The sequence below is a fragment of the Bacillus sp. 3255 genome (assembly GCF_031456485.1).
GTDB lineage: Bacteria > Bacillota > Bacilli > Paenibacillales > NBRC-103111 > Paenibacillus_E.
Genome location: NZ_JAVDUS010000038.1, coordinates 1 through 18,473, shown reverse-complemented (window position 1 = coordinate 18,473; position 18,473 = coordinate 1). Strand labels below are relative to the sequence as shown.

The following is an 18,473-nucleotide window of genomic DNA, read 5'->3' as shown; positions in this document are numbered from 1 at the left end:
TAACGGACACCGGCGACGCTATTTGGCGTCGGCGGGCATGAATTTGCCCCGAAACCGGCAAATAAGGACTCCCGTGTCCGTTAGAATCGCGTCGCATCGATTTGCGCGCGAATAGCGGCCGTGGTGTCCGTTAACGCGAGCGGCGGCGGGGGAACGGCACCCGTGCGGGCGGCGCCAACAACGCAGCGCCTCCCTGGGGCCGCTCGCTCCGGGCCGCCACACCACACGGCACGCATGCGCTCCTGCCTAACGCTCACCCGCCCGCCACCGCTCCCGCGCTGCGCCTCCCCAGCCGCTGCCTGGCCGCTCCGCCCGGCATCTTCTATTGGGCCGTCGGCGTAACCGCCAGCCGCTGCCTCGCATAGCGGTTCTCCGGAATCGGCAGGCCAAGATTACCGCGCAGCGTATCCGCCTCGTACTCCTCCCGGAACAGACCGCGCTCCTGCAGAATCGGTACGACAAGATCGACGAAGTCGTCCAGACCTTTCGGCGTCGCCGACCCTACGATGAAGCCGTCGGCGGCCCCGCCTTCGAACCAAGCCTGCAGCTTGTCGGCGACAACCTCCGGAGTGCCGAGGAACGTCGGCTTCGGCGTCGCGACGCGTAGAGCCACCTGGCGCAAAGTCAGTCCCTCTTGCTTGGCCCAAGCTTTCATGCGGTCCGTGGCGCTCTGGAAGGAATTGCGGCCAAGCTCCCCAAGCTCGGGAAACGGCTCGTCGAGCGGATACTGCGTGAAGTCGTGATGCTCATAGAAGCGCCCAAGGAAATCCAGCGCCTTGTCGATGGACACCAGATTGGCAACCTCCTCGTACTTACGCTCCGCTTCTTCCTGCGTCCGGCCGACAATCGGCCCAATGCCAGGCAGGATGACGATCTCATCGGGATTTCGGCCGAGCGCCCGAGCGCGCCCTTTCACGTCGTCATAGTATTGCTTCGCTTCCTCCAGCGTTTCCTGTCCCGTGAAAATAGCATTCGCCACTTTGGCGGCAAAGGTTTTGCCGTCTTCCGACGCGCCTGCCTGGAAAATGACAGGCTGACCCTGCTTGGAACGGGCGATGTTCAGCGGACCTTTCACAGAAAAGTGCTCGCCCTTATGATTCAGCGTATGCAGCTTCGACGGATCGAAGAAAACGCCGGATGCTTTATCGCGAACGAACGCATCGTCCTCCCAGGAGTCCCACAAACCTGTCGCTACCTCCAAATATTCGTTCGCGATCTTGTAGCGCTTCGGATGAGCCGGGTGCTCCTGCTCCGTTTTCCCGTAATTCAGCGCTGTGCCTTCCAGCGGGGACGTCACCACATTCCAGCCTGCCCGGCCCCCGCTTATCACATCCAGCGAGCCGAATTGACGGGCTACGGTGAACGGCTCGCTGTACGAGGTCGAAAGCGTCCCGACCAGGCCGATTTTCGAGCTGACGGCAGCCAAAGCACTTAATATCGTAATGGGCTCGAAGCGGTTTAAAAAGTGCGGGATCGATTTCTCCGTAATATACAAGCCGTCGGCGATGAAAACGAAATCGAACTTGCCTGCCTCCGCTTTCTGCGTCCAATGCTTATACAGCTCGAAATTGACGCTCGCGTCCGTAATCGCTTCCGGGTGGCGCCAACCCGAAATATTGCCGCCTACGCCATGCAAAATAGCGCCCAGCTTCAGTTTTTTATGATGTCCCATGTAGGATCCTCCTCAATGTATGTGAATTATGCCTGCAACTGCACGGCATGCAACCTTTTCAATTCCTCTACCGCCAATTCAGCGAAAAATGCACTGCTAACCGCAAGCGCCCCTTCATCCACATCAAAAGCAGGATGGTGCCACTCGTGCGGACCGGCGGTCCCCATAAAGGCGAAGAAGCCGGGAATCTGCTGCTGGTAATAGGCGAAGTCCTCGCCGGCAGGAGACGGCTTCGGCGTCACGACGGTAAGCCCGAGCCGCTTCGCCGTTCTGCTGGCAGCTTCCGCCAGTTCCTCATCGTTGTTCACCGGCGGCGGTCCCGGGAGCCAGCGCAGCCGGGCCGTCGTCCCGTAAGCGGCGGCTACGCCGTTCACAATTTCGCCGAACCGCTCAGTCACGCGCGCGCGCACATCTTCGTCGAAGGTCCGTACCGTGCCGTCCAACACGGCCTTCTCCGGTATGACATTCCACGCCGTGCCTGTATGCAGACGCGTGACACTGACCACGGCGCTCTCCAGCGGGCTCACGTTGCGGCTGACGATCGATTGCAGCGCCACGACCATGTGTGCGGCCGTCAAGATCGGATCGATGCTCGCCTCAGGAACAGCGGCATGCGAGCCCTTGCCTTGCAGCTCGACGAGAAAGCCGTCGGCGGCAGCCATCAGCGCCCCGCTCCGGATGCCGATCGTCCCGACCGGCAAATCCGGCTTATTGTGCATGCCGTAGATAGCCGTCACGTCTTTCAAAGCTCCGCTGGCGAGCACTTTTGCCGCTCCGGCCGCCTTCTCTTCCGCCGGTTGGAAGATGAAACGGACGGCACCCTGAAGCTCATGCTCGATCTTTTTTAACATTAACGCCGTTCCCAGCAACGCTGCCGTATGGAAATCATGTCCGCAGGCATGCATCTTGCCGGGATGCTGTGAAGCGAAAGGCAGACCGGTCTCTTCTTGAACCGGAAGCCCGTCAATATCCGCACGAAGGGCAATGACTGGCCCGTCAAGCAAGCCTCCGATCTCTGCGACAAGTCCCGTTTTCAAGGAATACTGCGTCAATATTCGAATTCCCGCCTCTTCCAGCTGACGCCGAATGTAGGCTGTCGTTTCAAATTCTTCATGCGACAGCTCGGGATGTTGGTGCAGATGCCGGCGGATGCCGACCAACTTCGGCTCGATCCTTTTGGCGCTAAGGAGTGCTGCGTTTTCTTGAACTTCCATAAGTACACCTCACTTTCATTCAGGACACGACCCGGTGCTCCAGGAAAAAGTCAACAAGCTCCGACTGTTCGCCGGTTAAGGAAACTATATTCGTTTGCAGCGCTACGTTCGTCACTTCCGCCACTTCAATCGGTGTCAGCAGACGCTCACGAACCTCTTTCCCGACGCACAGTCCCGGCAGGAAGCATAAGCCTGCTTTATTCATAACGAGCTTCTTGGCCGTCTCCGCATTATCGGTATGAATTTCAATCGCCGGCGGTTTGTTCAAGCTTTGGAACACCCGGTGTATCCGCAGCCAATCCAGCGAGCCGCATTCAAAAAATACGAAAGGCTGGTCAACGATTTGCTCTAGCGATACCTCTTTATGGCCGGCAAGCGGATAATCCGTATGCGCGTACAACCGGATTGGGTCCTCATAAAATTTGCGCGACTGCAGGTTCGGATGACTGATATTTCGAACGAAGCCGATATCTAACTCGCGGCTGAGCACCTTGCTGACGATGTCGTCGGTGGTTGCCGTCGTCAGCTTGATTTGCAGCTGCGGGTAGCGCGCCTTCAACTTCGGCAATAGCTCAGGGATCATATAGTTGGAGACGGACACCGTGCAGCCGATCCGCAGCTCAAGCGGCACCGCCCGCTGCTTCTGGATCTGCTGCTTGCCCTTCTGATACACTTGCAGCAGCTGCTGGGCATAGGGCAGGAACTGCCTGCCTTTCTCGGTCAGCTGCACCTGTTTGCCCAGCCGGTCGAACAACCGGCAGTCCAGTTCGCGCTCCAGCGATTGAATGCGCGCCGTGACCGAAGGCTGAGATAGAAAAAGCACCTCCGCTACTTTGTTAAAACTCCCGTAATGAAACACATAGACGAACGCTTCGATATTTTCAATGTTCATACATGGTTCTCCCAGTTCATAAGATTAGGATGATACTTGGCCAACGAAGCACAAAGAGACCTTAAGAAACATATCCGCTGCATCAGCAGCTTGGAACGGCTTCAAAGGTCTCCGGCAGCCCGGTTGACGCTATCTAATTATCCTATACCTTACTTCTTATAACCAAGTATGTCAATCGGAATTTAACAATTAAAGAAAAATCTTTACATCACCGGATCGTGGCACGCCGTATAATGACCGGGAGCTATTTCGCGAAACGCAGGCTCCTCTGCAGCGCACCGGGCCGTCGCCGCCGGGCAGCGCGTGCGGAACCGGCAGCCGCTTGGCGGGTTCGCCGGCGAAGGAATTTCCCCGCGAATGGCGGTCAGTTCGCTGCGTCTTCGCGGATCCGGCGACGGGATGGATGCAACCAGCGCCCTCGTATAATGGTGCGCTGGATGCCGGAACAGCTCCTCGCTCGGCGCGATTTCGACCAGCTTGCCCAAGTACATGACGCCGATCCGGTCGGATACGTACCGCACGATGTGCAGGCCATGGCCGATGAACATCATGGTCAGATCAAGCTCGCGCCGCAGCTCCTGGAGCAAGTTGATGATCTGCGCCTGCACCGACACATCCAGCGCCGATACGGCCTCATCCGCGAGCACGAATTTGGGATTCAGCGCGATCGCCCGGGCAATCCCGATACGCTGGCGCTGACCGCCGGAAAATTCATGCGGGTACCGGTCGTAAGCCGCTGCATGCAGTCCGACCAGCCCGAGCAGGCGCTGCACGGCCTCTTTGCGCTCCGCTCCGCGCAGCAGGCCATGGACGGCGAACGGCTCGCCGATAATGTCGCCGACTTTCCATCGCGGGTCGACAGAGCCGTACGGGTCCTGGAAAATCATTTGCATATGCTTCCTCTGTTCTCTCAAGCGGGCTGCCGTCAGGTCAGCCAAGTCCTGCCCCTCGAACCGTACGGAGCCGCGGGTCGGCTTCTCCAGATGGAGCAGCAACCGGCCCAGCGTCGATTTGCCGCTCCCGGATTCGCCGACGAGACCGAACGACTCCCCTCTTGCAATGGTGAAGGAAACGTCGTCGACCGCTTGAATCGCTCTGCGTTCCCTGGAGAACACGGTGCGGCCGATCGGATAATGCTTCGTTACATGGCGCAGCTCGATCAAGGTCGCGGGTTCCCTTTTCGCTTCTGCACCGGACTTCGTAACGGATGTACCGTCACCGTCAACCCATATGCCGCCGTTCGACAGCAGCTTGTCGGAATGCCAGCAAGCGGACTGCCTGCCGTCCGCTTCTACCAGCGGCGGTGCTTCACGCATACAATCTTCCGAGGCATAAGCGCAGCGCGGATGGAAACGGCAGCCCGTCGGCCAATCGGCAATGCCCGGGATGGCGCCGGGGATCGCGTAAAGCGGCTTGGACCGATCGCTGTCTATCGTTGCTACAGACCGCAGCAAGCCCATCGTATACGGATGGCGAGGCGCTGCGAACAGCTCCTGCGCCGGCGCCTGCTCGACAATGCGTCCGGCGTACATCACGATCACCCGGTCGGCAATCTCCGCAGCGACGCCCAGATCATGCGTAATGAACAGAATGGACATGCCAAGTTCATCCTTCAGCTCCAACAGCAGCTGCAAAATTTGTGCCTGAATCGTAACATCCAGCGCAGTGGTCGGTTCGTCGGCAATCAGCAGCTCAGGCTTGCAGCTTAGCGCCATGGCAATCATCGCCCGCTGCAGCATGCCGCCCGAAAGCTCACCCGGATACTGCTTCATTCGCAGCTCAGGCTCAGGAATGCCTACACGCCGCAGCAGATGCACGGCCTGCATAACCGCTTCCTTATGCGAAGTGCGGCGTTCATGACGCCGAATCGTCTCGACGATCTGGCTCCCGATCGTAAAGACAGGATCGAAAGCCGCCATCGGCTCCTGGAACACCATCGCGATCTTTTTACCACGCAGCCCGCGGAGATCCCGATCGCCAAGCGCTGTGACATCCACACCATCAAGCTCGATCGAACCGGAAGTAATCGAACCGTTAGCTTCTTCGATCAAGCGCATGACGGCCTTGGACGTGACGGACTTCCCGCTCCCCGATTCACCGACCAAACAGACGATTTCGCCCGCCTTCATGTGAAAGCTGATGTCGTGAACCGCCTGTACGTTCCCCCGCTCCGAGGCAAATTCGACACGAAGCCGGTCTACGTTAAGTAAAGTGCCCATCGCATGTATCCTCCTAGGTTATCCGCTTTCTCGGATCGAGTCTGTCCCGCAATTCGTCGCCCAGCACATTGACGGACAGAACGAATAGCGTAATAGCCAGACCGGGAAACGTGCAGATCCACCAGGCTACGGATAGATACCCTCTGCCTTGTGACAGCAGCGCGCCCCAATCCGGAACTTCCTTCAGAACGCCAAGACCGAGGAAGCTAAGACCGGAGCCGGTCAGAATCGCCGTACCGATGCCGATCGCCGCCATCACGAGCAGCGGGGATATCGAATTCGGCACAATATGTTTGAGAAATAAGGGCAGCGGAGCGGCACCGAGGGATCTCGAAGCCGTGATAAACGAACGGTTGCGGAGGCTGAGAATTTGTCCTCTCATCACTCGGGCATAGTTCGGTACGGCCGAAAGCGCGACGGCGAGCACAATGTTCCATAGTCCCGGTCCTAAAGCTGCGGCAATTGCCAGAGCCAATAGAACACTCGGTACGGTCATGACAATATCGTTGATCCGCATCAGCACGTTGTCCACCCACCCTCCGCAGTAGCCTGCAGCCATGCCGACAGCAGCTCCGATGAAGCCGCCGACTATGACCGAGGCAAACCCGATGAACAGCGATTCCCGCGCGCCGTAAATAACAAGACTAAGCACATCCCGGCCGAAATAGTCGGTTCCCAGCCAGTGTGCCGAACCGGGAGGCAGCAGCAGCTGATCCGCCTGCATATCTGTCGGCGCGTATTTGGCGAACCATCCCGGGGCGATCGCAAATAAGAGCAATACAACTACGATAAGAGACGCTGCATACAAAATGGCTTGCGAAGGAACGAACGTCAGCGGCAATCGCCTGCGAAGCCTGGCGGCGCTTATAGCCTGCCATACCGGTTTGACGGCGGTAACTTCCCTCATCCATGTCCCCTCCTTGCTTCTTAGTAAGAACGCTGACGTCTGATTCTGGGATCGATATACGCGTATGAAATATCAACCCATGTATTGACAAGCACATAAATAATGGCGGTAAACAAAACCACGCCCTGCACGACCGGCAAATCTTTGGCCATAATCGCGTCGGCGATAATACGCCCGATGCCTTGACGCGAGAACACCGTCTCGATGACAACCGTGCCCGCAAGCATCTCGCCGATCAGCAAGCCGAGCATCGTGACGGCCGGAATGAGCGCATTGCGCAGCGCATGCCGGTACATAACAGTCCGTTCCTGCAGCCCTTTGGCCCGCAGCGTCGTGATGAACGGCTCGCCAAGCACCTCAAGCATCGAATTCCGCACCATGCGGACAATGAAGCCTGCGCCCAGCATACCGAGCGTTAACGCCGGTAGAACGAGCGTCGCCAGTCCGTCCGACCCCATCGCCGGCAACCAGCCCAGATAGACGGAGAATACCAAGATGAGCAGAATACCCGACCAGAACGTCGGCATGGAGATGCCGAACAAGCCGACGATTCTTGCCAAGATATCGATCCACCCATTGCGGTGTATGACCGACAGTACCCCGAGCACGACGCCCACAACGACAGCTACAGCCGATGCCGCCGTCGCAAGTCCAAGCGTAGCCGGGAAATGTTTGAGGATTTTCGGCAGGACGGGCTCTGAATTCATGAGCGATTGGCCGAAATCGCCGCTGAGCACATGCAGGAAATAGTTCAGAAACTGCTCGTGAAACGGCCGGTCAACACCTAACTGGTGCCGCAAATTGGCCACCGCCTCCGGACTCATGGCGCTCGGATCGATCATATTCATCACAACGTCGCCAGGCAGCACATAGAGAACGCAGAATACAAGAACCGATGAGCCCGCAATGACGCCCAAAGAGCTGATTAACCGGATGGCAATCGATATGCCCATCTTGCTGCTCCCTCCTTACTTGGTGGAAATAGAAACGTCATTAAAGAGCGGATAACCCAATGCGTCGAATTTGATGCCGGATATGCTCTTCGAAGCCGCCACTGTGTATGGGAAAATATACACCGGCAGAATGACGGCATTATCGATGATATAGCGCTGTACCTGCTTATAAATGTCTTTGCGCTTCGCTTCGTCCGTCTCGACGACACCTTGCTCCAGCAGCTTGTCGATCGCCGGATCCGACAGATGGGACAGTGAAGGGCGGGCATTCGGAGCTGTTGTGTGGTAAAAGGAGTTGAGGGCTACCGGATCCGAGTTGACTTGGCTGTTGCCGTAGAGATCATAAGCTTGCTGCGTATAGATGACCGTCTGTACGTCCTTGGTAATCTCCACTTCGACGGCGATGCCGACTTTCTTCAACTGCTGCTGGACGATGGTTGCAATGTCATTCCGTTTCTCACGGTTCGGCGAGCCGTCGACATAGCGCAGAGTGAGCTTTTTCCCGTCTTTTACACGAATCCCGTCCGCACCTTTGGTGTAGCCGAGCTCGTCGAGCAGCCGGTTCGCTTTGTCCGGATCAGCTTTAACGCCGTTCTCAAGCGCAGCGTCATAACCGAACATATTCGGGGCAAGCGGCGACCATGCCCGTTGGTATGTGCCCAGATAGAGCGTTTTGACAATCGCATCGAGATCTACTGCAGCTTGAACGGCCTGCCTTGCTTTGACATCATTCCAAGGGGCCCTGCTCTGATTGAAGAACAGCGTATAAGGCAATCCGCCCGTATTGACCTGCAGCAGCTGCAGCTTCGCGTCATTTTTTAACGCAACGGCATTCTGCGGAGGAACCGTTTCGGCTGCGAGCACCTGGCCGCTTTGCGCGCTGCCGATGCGTGTCGCCTCTTCGGGGACGATCTTGAACACGATGCCGTCCAGATAAGGCTTTCCTTGGTTCTCGACCAAAGCAGGCGCCCAGCTGTAATCCGGGTTGCGCTCGACTTTAATTTCGGCATTGTCGTTCCATTTCACGAACTTGTACGGGCCTGAGCCGACGGGATTTTTGCCGAACTGGTCACCGTATTTCTTGGCCGCCGTCGGGGATACGATGCCCAGCATCGCTTGGCTCAAATTGCCCAGAAACGCGACGGAAGGCGTCTCCAGATTCAGTTTGATCGTGTACTCGTCAATAACTTCCGACGATTTGTAAGGCTTCAGCAGTGCCGTAGCGTTGGCAGCCTTCGTCGCCGGATCCAGAATTCGATCGAAGCTGTATTTGACCGCCTCGGCATTGAGCGGCGTGCCGTCATGAAATTTCACGTCCTTGCGCAGCTTGAACGTGTAGCTCTTGCCGTCGGGCGATATCGTCCATTCGGTTGCCAGCCACGGCTTGATCGAATTGTCCGGCAGCTGCACCACGAGGCTGTCGTATAACGTCCGGAACACGCGAACGGCTACAGCCAAGCCGCTTCGATGCGGATCCAGTGAATCCGGCGACGTCGCGAGCGCATAAGAGAGTTCGCCGCCAACCGCAGGCTGCGCGTTCGCCTTGGACGTCGTTTGGGGCGCTGGCACATTCGCCCCTTTTGTGGAGCCGGCCTCGGCGCAAGCGCCCAGCACGAATACGGCTGCCGACAGACTAGCTAGTAAGGAAATCCATCGCTGTTTCTTCACAATCGTTTCACGCTCCATATGACGAATAATGCGTTCATTGTCCTGCGCAGCCGCTTATCCAATCGAATGCGGCTGCTTGGCTTTGCCGGAGCTCCATACCTTGCTCGGAATTTCCCGGCGCAGCACCGGAGCAACTTCGGAAGCAAACCATTCTGCTTGCTCCCGCTGCTCCGTTTCGCTAAGTCCGTCGACGCTGATGGACAGCACTTCATGTCCGAAAGCCTCATGATATTTCATAATTTTCTCGATGACACGATCCGGACTTCCAATCAGCAGGGGACCATTCTCCAAATTGTCCTCCAGGCTTTGGAAAGGCGACTGATTATGCTTGGCTGACTCCGTCGAATGAAAAGCTTCATAGTACGGACGATAGCGTCCGATCGCCTCTTCCGTCGTTCTTCCCAGATACAAACTCCCGGCTCCGGCGCCTACGACAGCATCCTGCGGATCGCGACCGTAATACGCCCATCTTTCCCGGTAGTGGTCGATTAACGCCTTATATTTCGCAAGCGGATGAAACGTATTCGAGGAAAAGATCGGCTCGCCGTATTTGGCGGCCAGCTCCGTAGAAAGCGTGCTCGACGCACTGCCGTGCCAAACCGGAATCGGCTGCTGCAGCGGTCTGGGCAGGACGGTAACGTCCTGCAAGGGCGGGCGGTATTTCCCTGTCCATGTGACGTTCTCCTCCCGCCATAGACGCCTTAATAAGGCATATCGCTCAGCGAGCGATTCCCACTGCTCCTCTTCTTTAATCCCGAAGAGCGGGTAATGACGGGGATCGTTGCCTTTACCGATAATGAGCTCGAGCCGCCCGCCCGAGAGATGATCGAGCGTTGCATAATCCTCGGCGACCCGCACAGGATCCAGTACGCTGAGCACGGCAACCGTGGTGAGCAGCTTGATCCGCGAAGTTTTGGCGGCAATGGCCGTCAGGAGAACCGCCGGCGAAGAAGACAGGAATGGCGGTCCATGCCTCTCGCCAATCCCATAAGCATCGAAGCCCAGCTCCTCGGCAAGCACCGCCTGCCCTAGAATATTCTGAAATTTCTGCTGGGCGGTGAACGATTCTCCGGTTACGGCGTTGCGCGTATTCATCGCCAAGCTGAAGAGGGCGAATTTCATAGACTTGCACCTTCGCGCCGATCCGCCTCGAACTTCGCCGGATTGACGATTTTGCGCAGCAGGTACATCGTGCCGTCACCATTGCCCCGGTCAATGGCGTCAATGCGCTCATAGCCTTTGCTTTCATACATATCGAGCAGCCAAGGGTGCTTCTCAGCCGTGGCTAACGTTACTGCCGAAGCTCCCAAGCGTTCGTTGATGACATGCTCCTCCACCCAAGCGAGCAGTTTCGTCCCCAAGCCCTGACCTTGTTCATCGGGATGTACCGCGAACCATTTGAGGAACGGGTATGCGCTGTCCCAGCGTTTCGTATTATCCCTGCTCAACGTTAGCGTCGCTGCGATGATCCCGTTCCTCTCCAGCACATAGCAATCGTTATTCGCAATGTTTTCTTGTATCAAAGCCAGATCGGCATGTGCCGCCGGCCATTTGAGCTCCAGCTCCCGAATCGTTGCATAAGCTTCATAGACTACCTCCACGAGGCGCTCGGCATCCTCGGGTACGGCTAGGCGATAGATGTCGCTCAATGAGAACTCACCTCTTGTCCGGACTGAGCGGCCAAGGAACGCTTGATGCGCTCAATCTGATTGAGATGCGTGTTCACATGCTTGACGAAGCCTTTCACAATGTCCGTAATGCGGACGGTATCGCCTTTGGCGTTAATCGCCGATCTCTCCCAGTCTTCGGCGCTCAACCTTCCCAACAGCAGGCTATTGTAGCGCAGCAGCTGCGCGAATGCGGTTAGAATATCGGCGACATTGCCGTCGTTCGCCTTCTGTCCGCTAACCCAAGCGTCTTGATCGAAAGCCGGCAGGCGAACTGTCGTACCTGCCAGAATATCGCGAATGCGGAACGAGATGACGATGCTGTGATCAGCCAGATGCGCCAGCACCTCCGTTACGCTCCAGGAAGCAGGCGCCCCCTTCCACGTTAATTGTTGGGAATCCAAGCCATCTACCGCCTGAACCAACAAGTCGTGGGTGTCCAAAAATGCCTGAATATCGTTACTGCTCAACGGAATTCCTCCTATATGCAGCGGTTTATACCGCCGCTTCGATTTCATTCAGCGCTTCCTTCAGTTGTTCGAACGAGCGCAGGCGTTTGCCGGCATCCTCGATGCGTGCCGTTACAATGAATTCATGTACGCCCGTTTGTTCTTGTAAGGAGAGCAGCTCTTTACGCACGGTCTCCTTGGAGCCTCGCGTGACCACCGTTTCCTTCTCTTCGATCGTGTAAGGCTCGTTAGCCTGCCTGCCGAATTCTTCAGCCTGCGCGAGCGTGCCGACGGTTACCTTCTTCCCGCTGGACAAGTACACTTTATATTGCTTCGTCTCACCGACGAGCGCTTCCGCTTCCTGATCGGTATCCGCCACGATGACGGAAAGCGCAAGCAGTGCTTGCGGTGATCTGCCGTAAACAGGTTGGAATTGGGAGCGATACGTTCGGATCGCCTCGACGGCCGTCTCTTTATCCCCATTGATCGATAAGGAGAACACATAAGCAAGGCCGAGCGAAGCGGCAAGCTTGGCGCTGTCCAGGCTGGCACCCAGCAGAAACAGATCGGCCGGGACGGCTGCATGCGGAGTCGCTTTGAGCCCTGCGAGCGCCTCATCCTCGGGTGCCCGGTTGTTCACATAAGCCTCCAGTTGGGCGAGCTTCTCCGTCAGCGATTTGGCGCTTGCCTGACCTTCCTTCAGCGCCTGCGTGCTGCGGGGCAATCCGCCAGGAGCACGGCCGACGCCAAGATCGACTCGGCCGGGCGCCAGCGACGCGAGCACGTTGAAATTTTCCGCTACTTTATAAGGGCTATAGTGCTGCAGCATAATGCCTCCGGAACCGATCCGGATGCGCTCCGTTCTAGCAAGCAAGTAGGCGATCAGCACTTCCGGCGAGGAGCCGGCGAGTAATTCGGAGTCATGATGCTCCGATACCCAGAACCGGTGATAGCCCAGCTCTTCGGCCTTCTGCGCCAACTGCACCGTCTGTGCGAGCGCCTCGGCTGCCGTTGTTCCCGGGTAGATCGGGCTTTGGTCCAAAATGCTTATGGCAAGCTTCAAGATTCGTTACCTCCTAGATGGAATATGACAGCTCCGGCCTGATACGCCGCAGGAACTGCTGGGTTCGCTCTTCTTTGGGTCTGTTGAACACATCGGTCGGCTTGCCCTGTTCGACGATCGCGCCTTCGTCCATGAACACGACATGACTGGCGACATCCTGCGCGAACGTCATCTCATGTGTGACGATAATCATCGTGATGCCTTCCTTCGCGATTTTACGGATGACGGCCAGCACTTCGCCCACGAGTTCGGGATCAAGCGCAGACGTCGGCTCGTCAAAGAGGATCACCTCCGGGTTCATGGCCAGCGCCCGGGCTATGCCGACACGCTGCTGCTGGCCGCCCGACAGCTGAGAAGGATAGGCATCCAGCTTGCCGCCGAGACCTACTTTGTGCAGCAGCTCGGCACTGACCGCCCGCGCCTCTTCTTTGGGCATTTTCTTGACGACGACCAGCCCTTCCATTACGTTTTCCAGGGCTGTCTTGTGGCGGAACAAATGGTATTGCTGAAACACCATCGCCGTCTTTTGACGGAGCTTGTGAATCTCTTTCTTGCCGGCTTTTTTGCAATCCACCTGCAGATCGTCAATGGCGATGAATCCGTCACTCGGCTTCTCCAGGAAATTAATGCAGCGCAGCAAGGTTGTTTTGCCAGATCCGCTCGGTCCGAGGATGGCGACGACTTCGCCTTTGTTGACCGTAAGATCGATGCTCCTGAGCACTTGATGCCGTCCGAACGATTTGGACACCTTAGACAATTGAATCATGGCGTGGCGCACCCCCTGGCATCTCCATAACTTATAATTCCAATGTAAATACTATGAATTAATCTTAAACTAACCTTATCATTCTCCGGCCGGATCGTCTAATAGACTTCTTCTATTCATCTATTGAATTTTCTAATTCAAGGCACCTTCGCTTATGCAAAGGCAAACGCTCGCTCCCTAGCTTGCACAATGCCGTCTGGGATATGCCTTTATGCCCTTTAGCGGATATGCCCCGATCAACCCCCTCATCGTAAATTCTATATGAATTTTCGAATAGAATCGGCGGTTTTTCCGGCATTTCAGGAATTCTATATGATTATTCATATAGAATTCTTCAATTTTGCCGATATCGCGGGAATTGTATATGATTTTTCATACAGAATTGAATCCTCTTCTACTCGTTCGTTTACACCACACCGCTCCGGTTATAAACATTCAACCTTTTCTCCAGCAGCCCGGAAGCCCGCTCTGCCACAATCGTCAAAATCCAATAAATAACCGCTGCGGCAATATAAGCTTCGAGGTATTTCCAATTCCTCATCGCCACGATGTGCGCCGTGCCTGTCAGCTCCTGCAAAGAGATCATGAAAGCAAGCGAAGAACCGTGCAGCAGCCCGATGAACTTGCTCAGCAAATTCGGCACGCTGACCATTAACGCCTGCGGGATCACGATGCGCCGCATCCCCTGCCATGTCGTCATGCCGACCGAGTACGCCGCCTCCAGCTGGCCTCTGCTCACCGCCAATATGCCCGAACGGATCGTCTCCGACATATAAGCCCCGATATTTAACGTGAACGCTACGAAAATGAACGAGATGAGCGGAATGGCCTTGGAGCGTATGCTCCAGCCGTAATGAACGGCCAGATGATCGAACATCATCGGCAGCGCGAAATAAACCAGCATAATATGCAGCAGCAGCGGCGTCCCCCGAAAGAATGACACGTAAAATTGAGCAATCCGATGCACGTATTTGACTCGGTACATGCATACAAAGGCAACGGCAGCCCCCACGATGAAGCCGGTAAAAAGCGGAACGATCGAGAGGACGAGCGTCAGCGGGAGCGCTTTGAGCATAGCCCGGAAAGCTTCCGCCATAAAACTGAAATCGATATGGATACGGATTCCTCCTTCCTTTTTATGTGGCCGTAACCGCTAATTCGTAAACGTGCTGCCTGCGCTCGATCAACCGGTAGACGTGTTCGAACAGGAGCACGATGGCGTAATAAATGATGGACAGGGCGATCCAAATTTCGAGAAAGTGATACGTCGTTCCAAGCATTTCCGCACGTCCCACAAGGTCCATAACGCCCAGCGTATATGCCAGTGAAGTATCCTTAAGCGTGCCAATGATAAGATTCGCCACGTTCGGAAGCGCGACTCTCCATGCCTGCGGCAGCACAATGCGAGTAAGTACGTCATATCCGCCCATGCCGACGGCGTAGCCTGCTTCCGCCTGCCCCCGGTCAACGGCGTTCACCGCCGACCGTACGATTTCGGAGAAGTAAGCGGCAAAATGCAGCGAATAGGTCAGGATGACGAACACCAGCGGGGGGAGATCGCTAATGTCGATATGTATCGCTTTGAGCAGCTCCGGGAGCCCGTAATAGACGAGAAACATCTGAATGAGGATCGGCGTTCCCCGGGTATATGAAAGAAATAAAATAACGAAACCCTTCAGTACCGGGATCTTATACAGCCTTGGCAATGCCATCAAGAGACCTATGACAACGCCAACTATGACCGAGGCAAGCACAATGAACAGCGTAACATGCAAGTAAGACAACAACTTGGGCAAATAGATCCAGATTAATGTAAAATCAAACGGTTTTCCCATAGGACACCCAGCGCCTTTCCTTCTCCTTCTCCATTCAGCCGCCTATTCGGTTACTGTGAAATCTTCCCCCAGCCATTGCTTGCTCAGCTTAGCCAGTGTGCCGTCTTTCTTAATTTGCCTGATCGCTTCATCAATCTTGCTTTTCAAATCGGTCTCGTCTTTGCGCAGCACGTAATAAATTTTGGACGTATAGAGCACGGGACCTACCACTTTCTGCTGGGCGTCCGCATCCTTGTTGCGTCCGGTAACCTGGAACGGAGTGGAGATCGTGGCGTCAACCCGACCTGTTTTCAGCTGATTGATCACGTCGTTCGTTCCTCCGCTGCCTGAGAAGACGAGCTCGAACGGGTTGCCGTTCTTCTTGTTGTAATCCTGAAGCCATACGGCGCCATTGCTGCCTGGGGAAGTAATAACTTTCTTGCCTTTTAAGTCGTCGATCGAGTTCACCGTACTGTTGTCTTTGTTGACCACCACTTTACTTGGCCAAATGTTGTAAGCTTCATCGTTAAAAAGAAACTTAGCCTGACGCTCGCTGTTCACCTCATACTGATTGACTGCCAGATCCACTTTGCCCGCTTCAAGGCTCAGCAAAATATTCGCGAATTCCATCGTCTTGAACTCGAACTCATAATCGGGCAGCCTCTTGTCAATCTCCTTCGTCAGCTCCACATCGTAGCCCGTCAAATTGCCTTTTTCGTCAAGGAAGGTTACGTCTTTGAACGTACCGCTTGTGCCGACGATGATCTTTTTCGCTTTTTGCGGCGCTGACGTTGCTGCAGGCGCTGCAGCTGCGGGTGCTGCCGAAGCCGAAGCCGCTTTGGAGGCATCGGCCGGTTGTGCGGCTTTTTGGGCGGCACCGCAGCCGGCGAAAACCACAGCGGAAGTTGCTATTAATACTGTAGCTTGTAGACGTTTCATAGTAAGTTTCTCCTCCTGGTACATAGTTAATTGGTAATCAGAGCAAGCCGGTACGCTTCAACGACGGTGCGATGATCGGCGGCGAGGAAGTCGAATCTCGTCTCGCGCTCGAAGCCGAGCTTCCTGTACAGCCTGACGGCATCAGGCATGCGCCCGGACGTATGTAATCCCAGATAACGCGAGTCTGCCTCTCTCGCCCGCTGTGCGCATGCGCCGATCAATGCGGTAGCCACGCCTTGGCCTCTGGCAGAGGGATGTACGCCGAGAAGCCGGATTTCCGGGTAGGGGATCGTCTCCTGCAGCTTCTCGTACAGTCCCGCTTGCGGCGGGTAATACAGAACGGCGCCTGCAAGCTTAGTCCCATGGAAGGCAACGATGCGCTGCACCTCGTCTCCCTTGCGGTCCCACTGCGCATTGATGTTACTGATATATTGCTCCCAGAACGGCTGGCCGAAGCTTATTTCGTACTGCCGGTAAGCCTCTAATGTCAAAGCTACGGCAGCATCCCGTTCTTCCGGGCGGGCATCCCGCACAAGCACACGAACCCCTGTCGCCATATTATTCGCTCCTTACCGCATCCAGCTTGCGTGCATGCCGGTTCACGGGAACGGGTAACCCCAGATGGCCTCGTAGCGTTTGACTCTCATACGCCGTGCGGAACAGCCCTCTCGCCTGCAGTACAGGCACAACCAGATCTACGAAGTCAGCCAATCCGTTCGGTACGACTGTGCGCACATTAAAGCCGTCCGCAGCGCCGCCTTCGAACCATTGCTGAATAAGATCCGCCACCTGTTCCGGCGTGCCGATGAAATTGCTCCTCGGCGTCGCTGCACGCAGCGCCACCTGGCGCAGCGTCAGGCCCCGCTCTTTGGCATCCCTCTTGATCCGGTCTGTCGTGCTGCGGAAGCTGTTGCTGCCGAAGTCGCCAAGCTCGGGGAATGGCTCATCCAACGGGTACTGTGAGAAATCATGATGCTCGAAGTACCGCCCCAAATAGTTCAGCGCCTGATCGATCGTCACCAATTCTGCAATTTCCTGATATTTGCGCTCGGCTTCCTCCGCCGTCCTGCCGACAATCGGACCGATGCCCGGAAATATGAGCACCTCGTCGGGGTTTCGGCCGTATGCGGCTGCCCGTGACTTGACATCCTGATAAAATTGCCGCGCTTCCTCAAAGGTTTCATGCCCCGTGTAGACGGCATCGGCTGACTTGGCGGCCAAATTTCTGCCGGACTCTGATGATCCTGCCTGGAATATGACCGGATAGCCTTGTTGGGACCGGCTGACGTTAAGCGGACCCTGCACGGCAAAATGCTTTCCTTGGTGATGCAGCGTGTGCAGCTTCTCCGGGTCGAAGAACACTCCGCTCGCTTTGTCGCGAACGAAGGCATCGTCCTCCCAGGAGTCCCATAGCCCCCGGACGACCTCTAGATGCTCTTCGGCAATCTCATAGCGCAGCGAATGGTCGGGATGCTCGCCTTTGCCGAAGTTGCGCGCAGAGCCCTCCAGCGGGGATGTCACCACATTCCAGCCGGCTCTTCCGCTGCTAAGGTGGTCCAGCGAAGCGAACTGCCTTGCCACAGTGAACGGCTCGCTGTAAGATGTCGACAGCGTAGCTACAAGTCCGATATGCGAGGTAGCATCGCTTAATGCGGACAGCAAGGTCAGCGGTTCGAAACGGTTCAAGAAATGCGGATTGGATTTCTCATTAATGAACAATCCGTCGGCGAGGAACAGGAGATCGAATTTCCCCTCCTCCGCTTTGCGCGCCTGTTCTTTGTAAAACGCCAGACTCACGCTCGCATCCGTCGGTACTTCGGGGTGCCGCCAGAAGGAAATGCTGTTCCCAACCCCATTCAAATTAGCGCCTAGCTTTAATTGTCTCTTTGCCATGTGTGCCTCCTTAATTAACCTTTTATACCGATGTGTATTGTCGGAATTAAATTGCGTACTCTCACTATATACCGATTTCTACCTCCAGCGTATATCGTAATTTTCTATTCATCGATATAAAAGTTCTATCGTGGCATCAACTGCGGCCTACCTGCCGTTCGCTCCCGGCAGGTCAACATAACAGCCCGGTTGCCGCGGTTAGCCGCTCGCTCCCTGCGGGTGCCATCCGCTCGCTCCTCGGCGGGCTAACGGACACAGCGGGCCTTATTCCGCGAATTCGGGCCGGCGCGGAATTCTAACGGACACCGGCGACGCTATTTGGCGTCATCGGGCATGAATTTGCCTCGAAACCGGCAA

The 18,473-nt window shown here is 56.1% G+C and carries 17 protein-coding genes; all 17 read right to left on the bottom strand.

Annotated features, from left to right (window positions below; genetic code table 11):
* Window positions 1-322 precede the first annotated feature (322 nt).
* Window positions 323-1,672, bottom strand: a complete 1,350-nt coding sequence (locus J2X61_RS35900; protein WP_274469806.1) for an LLM class flavin-dependent oxidoreductase — start codon at window positions 1,670-1,672, stop codon at window positions 323-325.
* A 26-nt stretch (window positions 1,673-1,698) separates the two neighbouring features.
* Window positions 1,699-2,886: an amidohydrolase gene (locus tag J2X61_RS35895; RefSeq protein ID WP_274469807.1), complete on the bottom strand. Its 1,188-nt coding sequence runs from the start codon at window positions 2,884-2,886 to the stop codon at window positions 1,699-1,701.
* A 19-nt stretch (window positions 2,887-2,905) separates the two neighbouring features.
* Window positions 2,906-3,778 carry a LysR family transcriptional regulator gene (locus J2X61_RS35890; RefSeq protein WP_310195246.1) on the bottom strand — a complete coding sequence of 291 codons (873 nt, stop codon included), beginning with the start codon at window positions 3,776-3,778 and terminating at the stop codon, window positions 2,906-2,908.
* Window positions 3,779-3,981: 203 nt separating this feature from the next.
* A complete protein-coding gene (locus J2X61_RS35885; protein ID WP_274469809.1) occupies window positions 3,982-5,997 on the bottom strand; it encodes an ABC transporter ATP-binding protein in 2,016 nt (671 codons plus the stop codon).
* 13 nt (window positions 5,998-6,010) lie between these two features.
* Window positions 6,011-6,904, bottom strand: coding sequence for an ABC transporter permease (locus tag J2X61_RS35880; protein ID WP_310195243.1), 894 nt, complete (start codon window positions 6,902-6,904; stop codon window positions 6,011-6,013).
* Window positions 6,905-6,924: 20 nt separating this feature from the next.
* Entirely contained in the window at window positions 6,925-7,857 is a 933-nt protein-coding gene (locus J2X61_RS35875) for an ABC transporter permease (protein ID WP_310195240.1), read from the bottom strand.
* A gap of 15 nt (window positions 7,858-7,872) precedes the next feature.
* Complete coding sequence (locus J2X61_RS35870) at window positions 7,873-9,543, bottom strand: ABC transporter substrate-binding protein (RefSeq protein ID WP_310195238.1); 1,671 nt, start codon at window positions 9,541-9,543, stop codon at window positions 7,873-7,875.
* A 36-nt stretch (window positions 9,544-9,579) separates the two neighbouring features.
* Complete coding sequence (locus J2X61_RS35865; RefSeq protein WP_274469813.1) at window positions 9,580-10,647, bottom strand: LLM class flavin-dependent oxidoreductase; 1,068 nt, start codon at window positions 10,645-10,647, stop codon at window positions 9,580-9,582.
* On the bottom strand, window positions 10,644-11,174 hold the full coding sequence (locus J2X61_RS35860; RefSeq protein ID WP_310195236.1) for a GNAT family N-acetyltransferase: 531 nt from the start codon (window positions 11,172-11,174) through the stop codon (window positions 10,644-10,646). Before J2X61_RS35860 ends, J2X61_RS35865 begins: the two co-directional genes overlap by 4 nt.
* Window positions 11,171-11,662 (bottom strand): DinB family protein, encoded by a 492-nt coding sequence (locus tag J2X61_RS35855; RefSeq protein ID WP_310195233.1) that lies wholly within the window; start codon window positions 11,660-11,662, stop codon window positions 11,171-11,173. Before J2X61_RS35855 ends, J2X61_RS35860 begins: the two co-directional genes overlap by 4 nt.
* Before the next feature lie 25 nt (window positions 11,663-11,687).
* Complete coding sequence (locus J2X61_RS35850; RefSeq protein ID WP_310195231.1) at window positions 11,688-12,704, bottom strand: LLM class flavin-dependent oxidoreductase; 1,017 nt, start codon at window positions 12,702-12,704, stop codon at window positions 11,688-11,690.
* Between the two features lie 13 nt (window positions 12,705-12,717).
* A complete protein-coding gene (locus J2X61_RS35845; protein WP_274469817.1) occupies window positions 12,718-13,470 on the bottom strand; it encodes an amino acid ABC transporter ATP-binding protein in 753 nt (250 codons plus the stop codon).
* 406 nt (window positions 13,471-13,876) lie between these two features.
* Window positions 13,877-14,587, bottom strand: coding sequence for an amino acid ABC transporter permease (locus tag J2X61_RS35840; RefSeq protein WP_310195248.1), 711 nt, complete (start codon window positions 14,585-14,587; stop codon window positions 13,877-13,879).
* A 19-nt stretch (window positions 14,588-14,606) separates the two neighbouring features.
* On the bottom strand, window positions 14,607-15,305 hold the full coding sequence (locus tag J2X61_RS35835) for an amino acid ABC transporter permease (protein ID WP_310195229.1): 699 nt from the start codon (window positions 15,303-15,305) through the stop codon (window positions 14,607-14,609).
* A 42-nt stretch (window positions 15,306-15,347) separates the two neighbouring features.
* The gene (locus tag J2X61_RS35830; RefSeq protein ID WP_310195226.1) at window positions 15,348-16,223 is read right to left on the bottom strand and encodes a transporter substrate-binding domain-containing protein; all 876 of its coding nucleotides are present in this window, start codon (window positions 16,221-16,223) and stop codon (window positions 15,348-15,350) included.
* Window positions 16,224-16,249: 26 nt separating this feature from the next.
* On the bottom strand, window positions 16,250-16,780 hold the full coding sequence (locus tag J2X61_RS35825) for a GNAT family N-acetyltransferase (RefSeq protein ID WP_274469820.1): 531 nt from the start codon (window positions 16,778-16,780) through the stop codon (window positions 16,250-16,252).
* Window position 16,781: 1 nt separating this feature from the next.
* Entirely contained in the window at window positions 16,782-18,116 is a 1,335-nt protein-coding gene (locus J2X61_RS35820; RefSeq protein ID WP_310195224.1) for an LLM class flavin-dependent oxidoreductase, read from the bottom strand.
* Window positions 18,117-18,473 lie beyond the last annotated feature (357 nt).